Annotated in this window: 14 protein-coding genes, 1 tRNA gene and 1 pseudogene; 9 read left to right on the top strand and 7 right to left on the bottom strand. The window is 71.5% G+C overall.

From position 1 onward, the window contains the following. The 4 genes from JM949_RS24130 to JM949_RS24115 form a co-directional block, all read left to right on the top strand. The coding region (locus JM949_RS24130; protein ID WP_203150593.1) for an FAD-binding oxidoreductase at positions 1-589 on the top strand (589 nt) is incomplete at its 5' end. Next, positions 541-1,233 (top strand): BBE domain-containing protein, encoded by a 693-nt coding sequence (locus tag JM949_RS24125; protein WP_203150592.1) that lies wholly within the window; start codon positions 541-543, stop codon positions 1,231-1,233. The genes JM949_RS24130 and JM949_RS24125, both read left to right, overlap by 49 nt. 199 nt (positions 1,234-1,432) lie before the next feature. Further along, positions 1,433-2,881, top strand: coding sequence for a pyruvate kinase (pyk, locus tag JM949_RS24120; protein WP_203150591.1), 1,449 nt, complete (start codon positions 1,433-1,435; stop codon positions 2,879-2,881). Beyond that, positions 2,878-3,762, top strand: coding sequence for an acyl-CoA thioesterase (locus JM949_RS24115; RefSeq protein WP_203150590.1), 885 nt, complete (start codon positions 2,878-2,880; stop codon positions 3,760-3,762). Before pyk ends, JM949_RS24115 begins: the two co-directional genes overlap by 4 nt. Positions 3,763-3,772: 10 nt before the next feature. Here JM949_RS24115 and JM949_RS24110 read toward each other — a convergent pair whose 3' ends face one another. Beyond that, on the bottom strand, positions 3,773-4,408 hold the full coding sequence (locus JM949_RS24110) for a YceI family protein (RefSeq protein WP_407664812.1): 636 nt from the start codon (positions 4,406-4,408) through the stop codon (positions 3,773-3,775). Between the two features lie 288 nt (positions 4,409-4,696). Between JM949_RS24110 and JM949_RS24105 the strand changes: the two genes are divergently transcribed. Together JM949_RS24105 and JM949_RS24100 are read left to right on the top strand one after the other, a co-directional pair. Further along, positions 4,697-5,161 (top strand): RrF2 family transcriptional regulator, encoded by a 465-nt coding sequence (locus tag JM949_RS24105; RefSeq protein ID WP_007462839.1) that lies wholly within the window; start codon positions 4,697-4,699, stop codon positions 5,159-5,161. 249 nt (positions 5,162-5,410) lie between these two features. Continuing rightward, complete coding sequence (locus tag JM949_RS24100; RefSeq protein ID WP_203150588.1) at positions 5,411-6,382, top strand: sulfite exporter TauE/SafE family protein; 972 nt, start codon at positions 5,411-5,413, stop codon at positions 6,380-6,382. Positions 6,383-6,625: 243 nt separating this feature from the next. Here JM949_RS24100 and JM949_RS24095 read toward each other — a convergent pair whose 3' ends face one another. Then, positions 6,626-8,065, bottom strand: coding sequence for a pyridoxal-dependent decarboxylase (locus JM949_RS24095; RefSeq protein WP_309232299.1), 1,440 nt, complete (start codon positions 8,063-8,065; stop codon positions 6,626-6,628). Positions 8,066-8,312: 247 nt separating this feature from the next. Here JM949_RS24095 and JM949_RS24090 point away from each other — a divergent pair. Beyond that, a pseudogene (locus tag JM949_RS24090) lies at positions 8,313-10,543 on the top strand (rhamnogalacturonan lyase family protein). 200 nt (positions 10,544-10,743) lie between these two features. Here the strand turns inward: JM949_RS24090 and JM949_RS24085 are convergent. Both JM949_RS24085 and JM949_RS24080 read right to left on the bottom strand, forming a co-directional pair. Beyond that, positions 10,744-11,787: an LLM class flavin-dependent oxidoreductase gene (locus JM949_RS24085; RefSeq protein ID WP_203150587.1), complete on the bottom strand. Its 1,044-nt coding sequence runs from the start codon at positions 11,785-11,787 to the stop codon at positions 10,744-10,746. 12 nt (positions 11,788-11,799) lie between these two features. Beyond that, a complete protein-coding gene (locus JM949_RS24080) occupies positions 11,800-12,279 on the bottom strand; it encodes an Lrp/AsnC family transcriptional regulator (RefSeq protein WP_203150586.1) in 480 nt (159 codons plus the stop codon). Between the two features lie 83 nt (positions 12,280-12,362). Here JM949_RS24080 and JM949_RS24075 point away from each other — a divergent pair, with 83 nt between their 5' ends. After that, entirely contained in the window at positions 12,363-13,541 is a 1,179-nt protein-coding gene (locus tag JM949_RS24075; RefSeq protein ID WP_203150585.1) for a trans-sulfuration enzyme family protein, read from the top strand. Here JM949_RS24075 and JM949_RS24070 read toward each other — a convergent pair whose 3' ends face one another. The 3 genes from JM949_RS24070 to JM949_RS24060 all read right to left on the bottom strand — a co-directional run bounded on the left by JM949_RS24070 (position 13,542) and on the right by JM949_RS24060 (position 15,145). Next, positions 13,542-14,108, bottom strand: coding sequence for a Rossmann-fold NAD(P)-binding domain-containing protein (locus JM949_RS24070; protein ID WP_238433778.1), 567 nt, complete (start codon positions 14,106-14,108; stop codon positions 13,542-13,544). Between the two features lie 178 nt (positions 14,109-14,286). Further along, entirely contained in the window at positions 14,287-15,036 is a 750-nt protein-coding gene (locus tag JM949_RS24065) for a transcriptional regulator (RefSeq protein ID WP_203150584.1), read from the bottom strand. A gap of 32 nt (positions 15,037-15,068) precedes the next feature. After that, positions 15,069-15,145, bottom strand: a tRNA-Leu gene (locus JM949_RS24060). A gap of 105 nt (positions 15,146-15,250) precedes the next feature. Between JM949_RS24060 and JM949_RS24055 the strand changes: the two genes are divergently transcribed. Next, positions 15,251-15,874, top strand: coding sequence for an ANTAR domain-containing response regulator (locus JM949_RS24055; protein ID WP_203150583.1), 624 nt, complete (start codon positions 15,251-15,253; stop codon positions 15,872-15,874). Positions 15,875-16,039: the final 165 nt, after the last annotated feature.

The following is a 16,039-nucleotide window of genomic DNA, read 5'->3' as shown; positions in this document are numbered from 1 at the left end:
CGCGCACTGCCGCGTCGCCGACGAGGTGGCCGAGGCGGTCCGCGTCGCCGCCCGGTGCCACCTGCCCGTCTCGGTCCGCTCCGGCGGGCACGACTGGGCCGGCCGGGCGCTGCGCGACGGCGGGCTGGTGCTCGACCTGACCGGGCTGCACCGCGTGCGGGTCGATCCGGCCGCGGCCACGGTCACCGTCGGCGGCGGCACCACCGGAGCCCAACTGCTCGCCGCCGCCCGCCCGTACGACCTGGTGGTGCCCACCGGCGTGGTCCGGGACGTGGGCATGGCCGGGCTGACCCTCGCCGGCGGGTACGGCCCGCTGTGCGGCCGGTTCGGTCTGACAGTGGACAACCTGCTCGGTGCGGAGGTGGTCCTCGCCGACGGCCGTCGGGTCACCGCCGACCCCCGGCACGACGCCGAGCTGTACTGGGCGCTGCGCGGCGGCGGTGGAAACCTCGGCATCGCCACCGAACTGCGCTTCCGGGCGCACCGGCTGCCCGGCGTGCTGGCCGGCATGATCATGTTTCGCTGGCCGAGGCGCCGACCGTGCTGCGTGGCTACCGCGCGCTGGTCGCCGAGGCCCCGGACGAGTTGACGGTGATGGCCGGCTTCCTGCCCGGCCCGGCCGGCGAGCCGGTGGTCTTCGTCTGCCCGTTCTACAGCGGCCCGGACCTGGCCGCCGGGGCGCCGTGGCTGGACCGGTTACGCGCGCTGGGCACCCCGCTGGTCGACCAGGTCAACCCCATGCCGTACCCGGACGCGCTGGGGATGTTCGACGGCGGGATGGTCGACGGTAACCACTATCTGCTGCGTACCCGGTGGCTGAGCGCGCTCACCGACGGCGCGGTGGACGCCCTGGTCGACGCGGCCCGGCAGGTCAGCTCACCGTTCTCCGCGCTGGCGGTGCACCACTTCCACGGGGCGGCCAGCCGGGTCCGAACCGCCGACACGGCATTCGGACTGCGCACCGACCACCTGTTGACCGAGATCATCGCGGGGTGGGCGCCCGGCGAGCCGGACCGCCCGCACCGGGAGTGGGCCGAGCGCACCTCGGCGGCGCTCGCCGCACACGCCCTGCCCGGCGGTTATCCCAACCTGCTCGCCCCGGAGGAGACCGACCGGGTCCGGCTCGCCTACGGCGCGAACTGGCCCCGGCTGCGCCGGGCCAAGCACCGCTACGACCCCCGCGACCTGCTCGACGCGGTGCCCACCCTGCCGCCGTCGGTGCGCCCGGAGTGACCCGCCGCCGGGAGCACCCCGACACCGCCCCCCGCCGGAGGCGTACGATTCCCGGCGCGCGGTCGCTGATGCCCGTCGCCACCACGTTCCCGGTGCGGTTCCGCCCGCCGGCCCGACGCGCACCGCGCGTCGTTGGACATTTGTTCCGCTGCCTGCAAGGGGTCGGCCACGAGTCCGACCTGAAGGAGAGACTAGCCTGATGGGCGTGACACGCCGCGCGAAGATCGTCTGCACTCTTGGTCCCGCCACCTCGTCCCCGGAGCGCATTCGGGGTCTTGTCGAGGCCGGCATGAACGTGGCGAGGCTCAACTTCAGCCACGGCAGTCACGCCGACCACGAGGCGGTCTATCGACTGGTCCGGGAGGCGTCCGAGGCGGCGGGTAAGCCGGTGGCCGTCCTCGCCGACCTGCAGGGCCCCAAGATCCGGCTCGGTCGGTTCGCCGACGGCCCGCACGAGTGGCGCACCGGTGACTCGGTCGTGATCACCGGCGACGACATCCTCGGCACCAGGGAGCGGGTCTCCTGCACCTACCAGAAGCTGCCGCACGAGGTGAAGCCCGGCGACCGGCTGCTGATCGACGACGGTCGGGTCGCCGTCGAGGTCACCGACGTCACCGGCAACGACATCCGCGTCCTGGTCACCGAGGGTGGCCCGGTCTCCAACAACAAGGGCGTCTCGCTGCCGAACGTGGCGGTCAGCGTGCCCGCCATGTCGGAGAAGGACGCCGAGGACCTGCGTTTCTCCCTCGGGCTCGGCGTCGACCTGGTCGCGCTCTCCTTCGTCCGCTCGGCCGAGGACATCAAGCTCGTGCACGGCATCATGGCCGAGGAGGGCGTGTTCCGCCCGGTGCTGGCCAAGGTCGAGAAGCCGGAGGCGGTGGACGAGCTGGAGGCCATCGTGCTGGCCTTCGACGGCGTCATGGTCGCCCGCGGCGACCTCGGTGTCGAGATGCCGCTGGACCAGGTCCCGCTCGTTCAGAAGCGCGCCGTGCAGCTGTGCCGGGAGAACGCCAAGCCGGTCATCGTCGCGACCCAGATGCTCGACTCGATGATCGAGAACTCCCGCCCCACCCGGGCGGAGGCCTCCGACGTCGCCAACGCGGTGCTCGACGGCGCGGACGCGGTGATGCTCTCCGGCGAGACCAGCGTCGGCAAGTATCCGGTGCTGACCGTCAGCACCATGGCCAAGATCATCACGACCACCGAGTCCGGCTCGATCGGGGTGCCGCGGCTGCAGCACGACCCGCGTACCCACGGTGGCGCGCTCACCGTGGCCGCCTCGTCGATCGCCCGGGCCATCAACGCCAAGGCGCTGGTCGCCTTCTCGCAGACCGGTGACACCGTGCGGCGGCTGTCCCGCCTGCACTGCGACCTGCCGCTGCTGGCCTTCACCCCGGTCCCCGAGGTGCGCGACCAGCTCGCCCTCACCTGGGGCGTGGAGACCTTCCTGATGCCGTTCGTGCAGCACACCGACGACATGTTCCGTCAGGTCGACCAGGCGCTGCTCGGCCTCAACCGGGCCAACCCCGGTGACTACGTGGTGATCGTGGCGGGCAGCCCGCCCGGCACCCCCGGCTCGACCAACACCCTGCGCGTGCACCAGCTCGGCTCGCTGGTCGACGCGGCGTCGGCGCGGGCGCTGCAGTGAGCGACGGTCGGGTCGCGGTCGGCCAGGCGGCGGTGGACCAGCTGCTGGAGGTGCTGGACCTCGACTCGACCGGGAACATGGCCTTCCGGGGGATGAGCCCCCCGGTCGGCCCGCAACGGGTGTACGGCGGCCAGGTTGCCGGTCAGGCCCTGGTCGCCGCCGGCCGCACTGTCGACCCGGAGCGGTTCGTGCACTCGCTGCACGGCTACTTCGTCCGCCCCGGCGACCCGGCCGAGCCGATCGCGTACGAGGTGGAGAACATCCGCGACGGGCGGTCCTTCTCGGTCCGCCGCTCGGTCGCCCTGCAACACGGCAAGCCGATCTTCTTCATGTCGGCGTCGTTCCAGCGGGCCGAGGAGGGCCTGGACCACCAGGTCACCGCCCCCCTGGACGTACCCCCGCCGCAGGACGTGCCGACGATGGCCGACCGGCTCGCCCGCTACCCGGAGCGGCTGGGCATCTGGGGCCAGATCCCACGACCGATCGACGTGCGTTACGTGGGCGAGCCCGGCTGGGTCCGCCCCGGCGACCGGCCGGCCGACCCGCACCAGCGGGTCTGGATGCGCATCGACGGCAAGCTGCCCGACGATCCGCTACTGCACGCCTGCGCGCTCACCTACGCCTCGGACCTCACCCTGCTGGACTCGGTGCTCTCCGCGCACGGCGAGGTGTGGGGGCCGGGCGGGCTGGTCGGCGCGAGCCTGGACCACGCGCTCTGGTTCCACCGACCGTTCCGGGCCGACGAGTGGTTCCTCTACGACTGCCTGAGCCCGTCGGCGTCCGGGGCGCGCGGGCTGGCCACCGGCCGGATGTTCACCACCGACGGCCGGCAGATCGCCAGCGCCGTCCAGGAGGGTCTGTTGCGCCGGGTCGGCGCCTGAGGCCTCCTGGTCAGGCCTGGTGGATGGCCTCGCCGGCGATCTCGATCTGCACCGTCCTGCCGACCAGCACCCCGCCGCTCTCCAGGGCGACATTCCAGAGCAGGCCGTAGTCCTCGCGGTTGATCTCGGCCGTCGCGCTGAATCCGAAGATGTTCTGCCCATACGGATCCTGCCGAGCGCCGCCGAAATTCACCGTCAGGTCGACCGCCCGGGTGATTCCCTTCACGGTCAACTCGCCGGTGAGGACGAATCGATCGGGCGTGCCATCGGTCGGCGGCGGAAGAATGTGACTTCTGCCTCGTCCGGCGAGCCGGTGGTTACGCAGTCGGGCCCACTGGAATATCGGGTTGTCGTTGCCCTGCCATTTAACGCCGGTGCTTCGATATTCGAGGGTGGGGTGGCGCTCCACGTCGAGAAAGTCGGCACTCTTCAGGTGGGTGTCCCGGTCGATGCTCCCGGTGGTGATGCTGGCCGAGATGATGGTGGCCGTCACCGCGGAGTGCAGAGGGTCCTCCGCCACCCGGATCTGCGCTGTGGCCTCGGCGAACTCGCCGCGTACCGGGCTCACCATCATGTGCCGGGACAGGAAACCGATCCGCTTGTGCGCCTGATCGAGAAGATAGGTGCCGGCAACCGGGATGGTCATGCCATCCCAGGTACGTGTCGCGGTATCGGTCATCGTGTTGCCTTCCCCCCGAGGGTGCCCGGGCGTTTATCAATATCTTGCCGGCGGTCGGGTAAACGGCCAGGCAGTCGTACTCCCGCTCAGCATAAGGACGCTCCGGAACGGCTTTTCGGCCGCCACCTCGTCGTGGATCATGGCGCACTTCACTGCTCGTCTCCGAGCTGCGGGGCCGCGGATTTTCGTCGATGCGTGACCGATCGGCCGAGGGTCGGCCGCCCGCCCGGTTGACCAACGGCTAACCTTGCCGGCATGCGCCTCTCCGCCCGGGTCGACTACGCCCTCCGCGCGGCCGCCGAGCTCGCCGCGACGGCCAGTGGCCCTGGGCGCGGCCGGCCGGTCACGGCCGACCAGATCGCCCGTGCCCAGGAGATCCCGCCGAAGTTCCTGGAGAGCATCCTGCTCCAGCTGCGTCGGGGCGGCATCGTGCACGCCCAGCGTGGCCCGGAGGGCGGCTACTGGCTGGCCCGCCCGGCCGAGGAGATCTCCCTCGCGGAGGTGATCCGGGTGATCGACGGGCCGCTCGCGCACGTGCGTGGGCAGCGCCCGGAACAGCTCGGCTACCACGGGCCGGCCCGTGCGCTCCAGGAGGTCTGGATCGCACTGCGGGCCAGCGAGCGGGAGATCCTGGAGCTGGTGAGCGTCGCCGACGTGGCGGCGGGCACCCTGCCCGCGCGCGTCACCGAGCTGGCCGCCGATCCGCGCGCCTGGATCTGAGCGCCGGCCTCCCGCGGCCTCCCGGTGAGATCTTGGACAGTTTCCGTTCACGCCTGACGGAAACTGTCCAGGATCTCATCGAGGTGAGGCATTTCCTGGTCGGGCACGGCTGCGGTGCGTCGCTGGTGGGTCTGCCGGGGCGCGCTGGGCGGCGACGTCCCATCCACCGATCGGGGGCTTGACCGCGGCTGCCCCGTGCCGCATTGTCGACCAAGTCGATAGGAGATACCGAAAAGTCAGGGGGCGCTCGTGCGCAAGCTACTGGTCCTCGCTCTGGTCGGGCTCGTCGCGCAGTTGATCGATGGTTCGCTCGGTATGGCCTACGGGCTGACCTCGTCCACATTGCTGCTGGTCGCCGGGGTCGCGCCCGCCGCGGCCTCGGCGTCGGTGCACCTGGCCGAGATCGGCACCACGCTCGCGGCCGGGGTCGCGCACTGGCGGTTCGGCAACGTCGACTGGCGGGTGGTGACCCGCATCGCCCTGCCCGGCGCGATCGGCGCCTTCCTCGGCGCCACAGTGCTCAGCTCGATCTCCACCGAGGCGGCCGGGCCGTGGATGGCCGGCATCCTCTTCGCGCTCGGCACGTACCTGCTGGTGCGCTTCGCCCGACCGCTGCGCACCGGCCGGGTCGGCGGGCGGCTACGTGGGCGGTTCCTCGGCCCGCTGGGCCTGGTCGCCGGCTTCGTCGACGCGACCGGCGGCGGCGGGTGGGGCCCGGTGGCCACCCCGGCGCTGCTGGTCTCCGGTCGGATGGAGCCCCGCAAGGTGATCGGTTCGGTGGACACCGCCGAGTTCGTCGTGGCCGGCGCCGCCAGCGTCGGTTTCCTGATCGGGCTGGGTACGGAGGGGTTCCTCCTCCCCACCGTCGCCGCCCTGCTGATCGGCGGGCTCATCGCCGCCCCGCTGGCCGCCTGGCTGGTGCGCATCGTGCCCGCCCAGCTGCTCGGCGCGGCGGTCGGCGGCGTGATCGTGCTGACCAACGCCCGCACCCTGATCCGCTCCGCCGAACTGGGCGGTCCGCTCCGCCCCACCCTGTACGCCCTGCTGGCCGCCGGCTGGCTGACCGCGCTGGTGTTCGCCGTCCGCGCGCTGCGTCGCACCCGTCGAGCCCGCGCCGAGGGCGCGAACGCTCTCCCCGTGGCCGGCGAGCCCGCTGTCGCCGCCACTGCCAGCGACGTCCCGGCCGGTCTGGCCGCATCGGGTACGTCCACTCGACACTGACCGCACTCCGCCCCGCCGTCGCGGTACCTTCTCCCGGCTTGCCGTCGGCCGTCCCGGCTCGCCGCCACCCGTCCGGCCCCGCCCTGCCCCGCCCTGCACGTCCTGCCCCGTCCGGTCGGGCTGTGCCGTCCTGGGTGCCGCGAGATCGCGCAACATCCTGGGTCGAGTGGCCTTCCCCGGGCTACGTGACCACTGCATCCTGGATCGAGGGCCACCTTGACCGCCGCGGGCGGGCGGCGAGGGCTAGGGGATGGGCAGGGCGTCGGCCGCCTCGGAGAGCAGGGTCCAGGCCGCGTCGATGTGCCGTTCGGTGGTCTGCGGCGAGCCGACCGCCAGCCGTAGCGTGTAGCGGCCGGCGACGCGGGTGTGGGTCAGGTGCACCCGCCCGGTGGCGTTGACCGAGGCCAGCAAGGCCGCGTTGGTGTCGTCGTCGGCGCGTAGTCGGAAGCAGACCAGGGAGAACGGGTGCGCCGCCGCCAACTCGAACCGGTCGTCGGCGCGGACCCGCTCGGCGAACCGCGCGGCCAGCGCCACTCCGGAGCGGATGTGCGCCCGCAGCCCTTCGACGCCGTACCAGCGCAGCACGAACCACAGCTTCAGGGCGCGGAACCGGCGGCCCAGCGGCACCTGCCAGTCCCGGTAGTCGATCACCGCGCCGGACTCCGAGGCGGCGTTGCGCAGGTACTCCGGCAGCACGGTCAGTGCCTCGACCAGCTCGGTCCGGTCGGCTACCCAGAAGGCGTCGCAGTCGAAGCCGGTGAGCAGCCACTTGTGCGGATCGAAGCAGTACGAGTCGGCGTACTCCAGGCCGGCGTGCGACCACCGCAGTTCGGGGCAGACGGCGGCGGCGCCCGCGTACGCGGCGTCCACGTGCAGCCAGATGCCGTACTCGGCGCAGATCGCCCCGATCTCGGGCAGCGGGTCGACGGAGGTGGTGGAGGTGGTGCCGATGGTCGCCACCACGATGGCCGGCACGTCACCGGCGGCCAGGTCGGCTTCGATCGCCGCGCGGAGCGCGCCCGGCAGTAGCGCCTGGGTGTCCGGGTCGACCTCGATCGACCGGACCCCGTCGCTGCCCAGCCCGGCGATCCGCACCGCCTTCTCGATGGAGGAGTGCCCGAGCGTGGAGGTGTACGCCCGGTAGCGCCGGTCGATGCCGGTGTCCCGCCAGCGGCCCGCGCTGGCCCGGTGCAGTGCGGCCAGGGTGGCCACCAGCGTCGCCGAGGAGGCCGAGTCCTGGATGACCCCACCGCCGCTGCCGGTCGACCGGAACCGTTCCGGCAACTCCAGCAGGTGGGCCAGCCAGTCCATCAGCACCGTCTCCAGTTCGGTGCAGGCGGGGCTGGTGGCCCAGAGCATGCCCTGCACGCCGAGTCCGGCGCTGACCAGGTCGCCGAGCACGCTCGGGCCGGAGGTGTTGGCCGGGAAGTAGCCGAAGAAGCCGGGGTGCTGCCAGTGGGTCAGCCCGGGCACGACTATCGAGTCCAGGTCGGCGAGGACCGCCTCGACCGGTTCACCGCCGGTGGTGGGCGGAGCGGTGGGGAGGGCGGCGGCGACCGTACCGGGCGGATCTGCCGGAGCGACCGGTCGTTGCTCCACTGTCGTCCAGTAGTCAGCGATCCAGTCGACGACGGCGTGGCCGGCGCGACGGAACTCCGCGGGGTCCATGTGGTGGGCGCTCACCCGTACGAGTTGATCAGGAAGCGATCGTCGAGACAAGAGGCGGAGCCGCCAGCCAGCGACAACCGTCGATGTTGCGCGCCGGAAAGCGCTTGCCTTACGATGCGCGGTGAGTCGGATCCGTGAGTTCCAGGGCGTTCCACCCCGATCAGATCGCCGTCCGCCGCCGTCGCGGCAGGATCGGTCCACTGTGCTTCCCGGGCCGGCCGGTGGGCCGCAGCGATCACCACCGGATTCTCGGAGGCAGTCCATGCACCCGTCCAGACATCGGTTGTTCCTGCTCGCCGCCACGACGGCGACCGCCGTCGTGGCCGGCACCCTCGGCACGGTCGCCGCCTCGGCCGCCGCCGTCGGCTGTCGGGTCGACTACCAGATCACGAACCAGTGGCAGGGCGGCTTCGGCACCAACGTCACCGTCACCAACCTCGGCGACCCGGTCAACGGGTGGACTCTGACCTGGTCGTACGCCGCGGGCCAACAGGTCACCCAGGCGTGGAACGCCACTGTCACGCAGTCCGGCGCCCAGGTCACCGCGCGCAACGCCGACCACAACGCCAGCATCGGCACGAACGGCAGCGCGTCGTTCGGCTTCAACGGTTCGTGGACGGGCAGCAACCCGGTGCCGAGCGGCTTCGCGCTCAACGGCACCAGCTGCACCGGCGCCCCGCCCACCGAGGAGCCGACCACCCCGCCGCCCACCACCCCGCCGCCGACCACGCCGCCCTCGTCGAGCGGGGTGGTGCAGATGGAGAACCTGGACCGCGGGCTGATCAGTGTCCGCTCCGGCAGCGGCAACCTGGTCTCCTGGCGGCTGCTCGGCACCGAGACCTCCGGGGTGGCGTTCAACCTGTACCGAGGCTCCACCAGGGTCAACGCCAGCCCGATCACCGGGGCCACCAACTACCTCGACAGCGGCGCGGCGGCCGGGTCGGCGTACACGGTGCGGGCCGTGGTGGGCGGCGTCGAGCAGGCGGCGTCGGCACCGGCGTTGCAGTTCGGCGCGGGCTACCTGGACGTGCCGTTGCAGGTCCCGGCCGGTGGCAGCACCCCCAGCGGGGAGAGCTACTCCTACAGCGCCAACGACGCCTCGGTCGGTGACCTGAACGGCGACGGCAGCTACGAGGTAGTGCTCAAGTGGGACCCGTCGAACGCGAAGGACAACTCCCAGTCCGGCTACACCGGCAACGTCTACGTCGACGCGTACACCCTCACCGGCACCCGGTTGTGGCGGATCGACCTGGGCCGCAACATCCGGGCCGGCGCGCACTACACCCAGTTCCAGGTGTACGACTACGACGGCGACGGCAGGGCCGAGGTGGCCATGAAGACCGCCGACGGCACCCGCTCCGGTACCGGTCAGGTCATCGGCTCCGCGTCGGCGGACTACCGCAACTCCAGCGGTTACGTGCTGTCCGGCCCGGAGTACCTGACCATGTTCGACGGTCAGACCGGCGCGGTGCTCTCCACCGTCAACTACGACCCGGCGCGCGGCACCGTGTCGTCCTGGGGCGACTCGTACGGCAACCGGGTGGACCGGTTCCTGGCCGGCACCGCGTACCTGGACGGGCAGCGCCCCTCGCTGATCATGGCCCGGGGGTACTACACCCGCGCGGTGATCGCGGCCTGGGACTTCCGCAACGGCACGCTGACCAAGCGCTGGACGTTCGACTCGAACTCGCCCGGCAACGGTGCCGCCGCCGGTCAGGGCAACCATCAGCTCTCCGTCGCGGACGTCGACGTGACGGCCGCCAGGAGATCGTGTACGGCGCCGCCACCATCGACGACAACGGCCGGCTGCTGTACTCGACGGGCAACGGCCACGGCGACGCCCTGCACGTCGGGGACCTGGACCCGGGCCGCACCGGCCTGGAGGTGTTCAAGGTCGACGAGGATGCCAGCAAGCCCAGCTCCTGGTTCGCCGACGCCCGTACCGGTCAGGTGCTCTGGTCCACGCCGGCTTCCGGCGACAACGGCCGGGGCGTGTCCGCGGACATCTGGGCGGGCAGCCCCGGCGCCGAGTCGTGGTCGTCAGCGGTCGCCGGACTGGCCAACCCGAGAGGGCAGAACGTCGGCCGCAAGCCGTCCTCGGCCAACTTCCTTGCCTGGTGGGACGGCGACCCGGTGCGGGAACTGCTCGACGCCACAAAGATCGACAAGTACGGCACCGGCGGCGAGACCCGGTTGCTCGACGGCAGTGGGGTGGCGTCCAACAACGGCACCAAGTCCACCCCGGCGCTCTCCGGCGACATCCTGGGCGACTGGCGCGAGGAGGTGATCTGGCGAACCACCGACAGCCGGGCGTTGCGCATCTACAGCACACCCACCCCGACCAGCACCAGGATCTACACCCTGATGCACGACCCGCAGTATCGGGTCGCGGTCGCCTGGCAGAACACCGCCTACAACCAGCCACCACACCCGGGCTTCTTCATCGGCAACGGGATGGCCAACCCGCCCACGCCGGACATCCACCTACGGTGAGTCGATCCTGGGCGGGCCCGAACGGGGTCGCCCAGGGTGGCAGGCACCGGGCCGCAGCCGCGGAATCCGCTCAGCTCCGGCCCGGTGCGCCACACCGCGGCATTCCCAACCCGTCCCGACCGGGAATGCCGTACCACCACCGGCACCAACATTAGGGACCGTCCGGGTCGGTGGGGTGACGCTGACGTGAAGATCGTGTTTCACGCCGGCTGGCGCAGACCGCCCGCCACCTGCTCGGCGATCAGCTCGTACGACCGCACCCGGTCCTTCACGTCGTACACCAGCGTGGTCAGCATCAGCTCGTCCGCGCCGGTGCGCTCCTGCAACTCGGTGAGCTGCCGGCGCACCGTCTCCGGGGAGCCCATCGCCTGGCCGTCGCGGCGTGCCAGGACGAACTCCCGCTCGACCTCGGAGTACGGGTACGCGGCCGCCTCGTCGGGGGTCGACAGCGGCTCGGGGCGTCCGGAGCGCAACTTCAAAAACGACAGCGCGCTCGGCCCGGCCAACCACTCGGCCCGCTCGTCGGTCTCCGCGCACACCGCGTTGACCGCCACCATCGCGTACGGCTTGTCCAACCACTGCGACGGCCGGAAGTTCTGCCGGTACAGGGCCAGCGCCGGCAGGGTGTTCGCCGAGCTGAAGTGGTGGGCGAAGGAGAACGGCAGGCCGAGCAGGCCGGCGAGCTGGGCGCTGAAACCGCTGGAGCCCAGCAGCCACACGGCCGGCTGCGCGCCCAGACCAGGCATGGCGATGATCTGCCCCGGCTTCTCGCCGCTGAAGTAGTTCATCAGGTCCGCCAACTCGCGGGGAAAGTGCTCCGCGGACAGGCCCTCCATGGTGCGTCGCAACGCCAGCGCGGTCACCTGGTCGGTGCCCGGGGCGCGGCCGATGCCCAGGTCGATCCGGCCCGGGTGCAGCGCCTCCAGGGTGCCGAACTGCTCGGCGACCACCAGCGGCGCGTGGTTGGGCAGCATCACCCCGCCCGAACCGAGCCGGATCGTCGAGGTGTTGGCGGCCAGGTGCGCCAGCAGCACCGCTGGGGCCGAGCTGGCGATCGCCGGCATGTTGTGGTGCTCGGCCACCCAGAACCGGCGGTAGCCCAGCTCCTCGGTGCGTCGGGCCAGCTCTGTGGTGGCCGCCAGGGCCGCGCCGACAGTGGTGCCCTTGGCGACCGGGGCAAGATCAAGAACAGACAACGGTACGGTGATCACACGTGGTGCCAACTCGCTGGCCTGCCCGTTCATTCCGCCCGCCGGTCAGCCCATCCCGCGCGCCTGCTCGAAGATCAGGCTGGTCTGGGTGTGCTGCACCACCGGGTCGACCGCGAGATGGTCCAGCACGAAGTCCCGCAACGCGTCACCCGACGCCGCCCGCACGTGCAGCACGTAGTCCTCCGCGCCAGCCACGTGGAACACCGACACCACTCCCGGCAGTCGCACCGACCGGGCCCGGAAGGCGTCCACCGCCGCCCGCTCGTGCGCGGTCAGCCGCACCGACACCAGCGCCTGCAACGGCAGGCCGAGCGCGGCCGGGTCCACCTCGGCGTGAAAACCGCGGATGGCCCCGCGCTCGCGCAGCGCCCGGGTGCGGGTCAGACAGGTCGACGGGGCCACGCCCACCCGCTCGGCGAGCGCGTTGTTCGGCAGCCGGCCATCCGCGGCCAACTCGGCCAGGATCGCGCGGTCCACCTCGTCCAGCGGCGGGCAGGGCCGCACATCATTCGGCTCAGGGGGCATACCGTCATCCTCGCCCGAATTCAGCGCGGAAACCAGCCCACTTCACAGAATCATCCACCCATCTGTTGCATCTGATCCGCCTGATGTTCGAGGCTACCGCCATGACGACGGTGGACACCCGGGCCGTACACGCCGGCCGCGACGACCTGCGCGCGCTCGGCGTGCACGTACCACCCATCGATTTGTCCACCACCAACCCGCTGCCCTCGGTCGACGACGGCGGCGCCGCGTACGAGCAGCTCGCCACCGGCGGCACCCTGCCCGCCGAGGGCGGGGCCGTCTACCAGCGGCTCTGGAACCCGACCGTCGCCCGGTTCGAGAGCGCCCTCGCCGAACTGGAGGGCACCGCCCAGGCCGTCGCCTTCGCCAGTGGAATGGCCGCCCTCACCGCGACAGTGCTCGCCGCCGCCCGCGACGACCACCGGCACGTCGTCGCCGTCCGGCCCCTGTACGGCGGCACCGACCACGTCCTCGCCACCGGTCTGCTCGGCACCACCGTCAGCTGGGCGCGCCCCGGCGAGGTGGCCGCCGCCATCCGCCCCGACACCGCGCTGGTCATCGCCGAGACACCCGCCAACCCCACACTCGACCTGGTCGACATCGCCGCCCTCGCCGCCGAGGCCGGCGACGTCCCGCTGCTGGTCGACAACACCGTGGCCACCCCGGTGCTGCAACAACCCGCCCGACACGGCGCCGCCCTGGTCCTGCACAGCGCCACCAAGAGCATCGGCGGGCACGGCGACGTGCTCGCCGGGGTCGTCGCCTGCGACGGCGACTGGGCCGTGCGACTCCGTCAGGTCCGCGCGGTCACCGGCGCGGTGCTGCACCCGCTCGGCGGCTACCTGCTGCACCGCGGCCTGCAAACCCTGCCGCTGCGGGTCCGCGCCCAGCAGGCCAGCGCCGAGAAACTGGCCGGCTGGCTCGCCGGCCATCCCGCCGTACAACTGGTGCACCACCCCTCGGTGCACGACCCGGCGGCGCTCGTCGGCCGGCAGATGGCCGGGCCCGGCAGCCTGCTCGCCTTCGAGGTACGCGGCGGCGCGCCCGCCGCGGCCACCGTCGCCGGTGCCTGTCACCTCATCACCCACGCGGTCTCCCTCGGCGGCGTGGACACCCTCATCCAGCACCCGGCCTCGCTCACCCACCGGCCCGTCGAGAGCGACGCGAAACCCGCCACCGCCCTGCTGCGCCTCTCGGTCGGCCTGGAGGACTTCGAGGACCTGCGCGCCGACCTCGCCCGCGCGCTCGACACGATCGCCTGATCAGCGCAGCTCTCGGTTGCCCAACACCCGGGTCGGCGAGCCCTGCCGCGCCACCCGCAGCATCGCCCGACCGATCCCGTCGGTAGTGGTGACCTGGTTCGGCAGCAACCGACGCAGCACCGGGAACAGCGGACGCGTCACCGCGTACCCGATCCGGTACCCGCGGGTCCGCGACACCGCCCCGTGGGTCGGCTGGATGAACCCCGGCCGTGCCGCGTAGCCGTTGGGCAGCAGATCCATGATCTCGTTCTCGGTGCGGCCCTTGACCCGCGCCCACATCACCCGACCCCGACCCGACGAGTCCGTCCCGACCCCCGAGACGTAGACGAAGGTGACCTGCGGGCTGACCTCGGCCAGCAACCGCGCCGCCGCGAGCGGGTAGTCGTAACTGACCCGGGTGTACGCGGCCTCGTCCAGACCCAGCGAGGACACGCCAAGGCAGTAGAAACACGCGTCCACACCGGTCAACTCGGCGCGCACCGACGCCAACTCGCCCACGTCCGCGACGGTCAGCTCCCGCAGCTTCGGATCTCGCCGACCGGTCGGCCGGCGACCGACGGTGAGCACCTCCCGCACATCCTCGGCGAGCAGCCGGCCTCCCGCAACACACCCTGGCCGACCATGCCTGTCGCACCGAAGATGACCACCCGCATCAGATCCCACCCCTGTCGCCGCCCACTGTCACCGGCCATCCGCCCGCGCGTCCGCCAGGCTGCCACGGTCGGCGTGATCCGCGCCGTATCGGTCAGGACTTCGGGCCGACGTGGCCGTCCAGCGTGGCGACCGCGTCGCGCCGGGCCACCGACAGCGAGTTGCGCCGGTTCATCCGCCAGGCGACGCCGAGCAGGTCGAGGCCCCACTGGCACAGCCCCATGATGTCTGTCGACTCGTTGACGAACATGTAACGCGGATAGACGTACGCCTTGCCGCGCACTGTCACCCGGTTGGCGAACCGACAGCCGTCGGAGTGGAACAAGCCGCGGAGGAAGTCACCCGGATGCCTTGCGACGATGTCCCGTTGCCAACCGGCGAGAATGATCGGACGTTCGTGCTTCTTGCCGGGACCATGCTGGGGAAGCAGGCATGGCCAGTGCTTGCCGGAGCTCTGCACGCTGACGCAACCAGGCTGCTGGACGCGCTGGACCTTCGCCGCGAGCACCTGCCGCATGCTGGCGTCGCACGCCTCGATCAAGCCCGGCCAACTACTGCTGCAAGCGATGCGCAGCACCGGTACCCGTGCGGAGGTGACGAGATGCCCGTCGCCCAGGTAGAGACCGAGCAGGTAGAGGTACGCAGACGGATCTGTCTGATTCTCGACCTCGGGCCGGCAGCGAAAGCAACGAAGCTCGCTGCCGGACCTTCTCGGCTCGACCTGGTGCTTGCACCAGCCCCTGACCGTCGCGTACGGAAGTCTTAGACGTCTGGCGACCTCGGCGACCGTACTGCCGGCGAGGTGCTGCTGCCGCGCACGAATGAGTAGTTCGGGTGGATGCACACGACGATTTTGGAACAGCCGTACGACGCTTTTGGTGCCCCCGGTGGGATTCGAACCCACACTGTCGGAGGTTTGAGCTCCGCTTCTCTGCCGGTTGGAATACGGGGACGCTTGGCCGAATGCTCTGGTGGCCTCCCATAGGTTACCTACTACGCTGAGGGCGGCGACACCCGGTCGGGTTGGTGTCGGCTTATGACTGGTGGGGGTAGGGCTGGTGGCTGAGACGCCGACGGATGCCGAGCGCAGGCGCGTACTGATCGCCGAGGACGAGGCGCTGATCCGGCTGGACCTCGCCGAGATGCTTGTCGAAGAGGGTTATGAGGTGGTGGGGGAGGCCGGTGACGGCGAGACAGCCGTCCGCCTCGCCGAGGAGCTGAAGCCCGACCTGGTCATCCTCGACATCAAGATGCCGATCATGGATGGGCTGGCCGCCGCCGAGCGCATCGCCGGCGCCCGGATCGCCCCGGTGATCATCTTGACCGCGTTCAGCCAGCGTGACCTGGTGGAGCGGGCCCGCGCGGCGGGCGCGATGGCGTACCTCGTGAAGCCGTTCCAGAAGAGCGACCTGGTCCCGGCGGTGGAGATCGCGCTGTCGCGCTACTCCGAGGTCGCGGCCCTGGAGGCGGAGGTCGCGAGCCTGACCGACCGGCTGGAGATCCGTAAGTCGGTGGAGCGCGCCAAGGGCGCGCTGATGACCACGTACGGGATGACCGAGCCGCAGGCGTTCAAGTGGATCCAGCGCACCGCGATGGACCACCGGATGACCATGAAAGAGGTTGCCGAGCGGATCCTCGCCGAGACCGCCGGTGGCGAGGTGTCGCAGCAGCCGTCCGTCTGAGCACCTGACGCGGCTCGCGCGGGGCCACCGCGGCTGACCTCTGGTGGCTAGCATCGAATGGTGTCCGTCCGACGGGTGATCACGGTGTTCGGCCTCTTCGCGCTGCTGCTCGCCGGGTGCGACGGGCCGAGTGGCCCCGGCCCGTCGGCCGCGCCGAGCGGCGCC

Source organism: Micromonospora tarensis (genome assembly GCF_016803395.1).
In the GTDB taxonomy this organism is placed as follows: domain Bacteria; phylum Actinomycetota; class Actinomycetes; order Mycobacteriales; family Micromonosporaceae; genus Micromonospora; species Micromonospora tarensis.
This window is presented reverse-complemented; position numbering and strand designations above follow the sequence as displayed.

Excerpts from the sequence above, each read along its gene's own strand:
- JM949_RS24075 (WP_203150585.1), top strand. The coding sequence starts at position 12,363 with ATGTTCGAGGCTACCGCCATGACGACGGTGGACACCCGGGCCGTACAC.
- JM949_RS24085 (WP_203150587.1), bottom strand. The coding sequence starts at position 11,787 with ATGAACGGGCAGGCCAGCGAGTTGGCACCACGTGTGATCACCGTACCG.
- JM949_RS24105 (WP_007462839.1), top strand. The coding sequence starts at position 4,697 with ATGCGCCTCTCCGCCCGGGTCGACTACGCCCTCCGCGCGGCCGCCGAG.
- JM949_RS24110 (WP_407664812.1), bottom strand. The coding sequence starts at position 4,408 with ATGACCATCCCGGTTGCCGGCACCTATCTTCTCGATCAGGCGCACAAG.
- JM949_RS24080 (WP_203150586.1), bottom strand. The coding sequence starts at position 12,279 with ATGCCCCCTGAGCCGAATGATGTGCGGCCCTGCCCGCCGCTGGACGAG.
- pyk (WP_203150591.1), top strand. The coding sequence starts at position 1,433 with ATGGGCGTGACACGCCGCGCGAAGATCGTCTGCACTCTTGGTCCCGCC.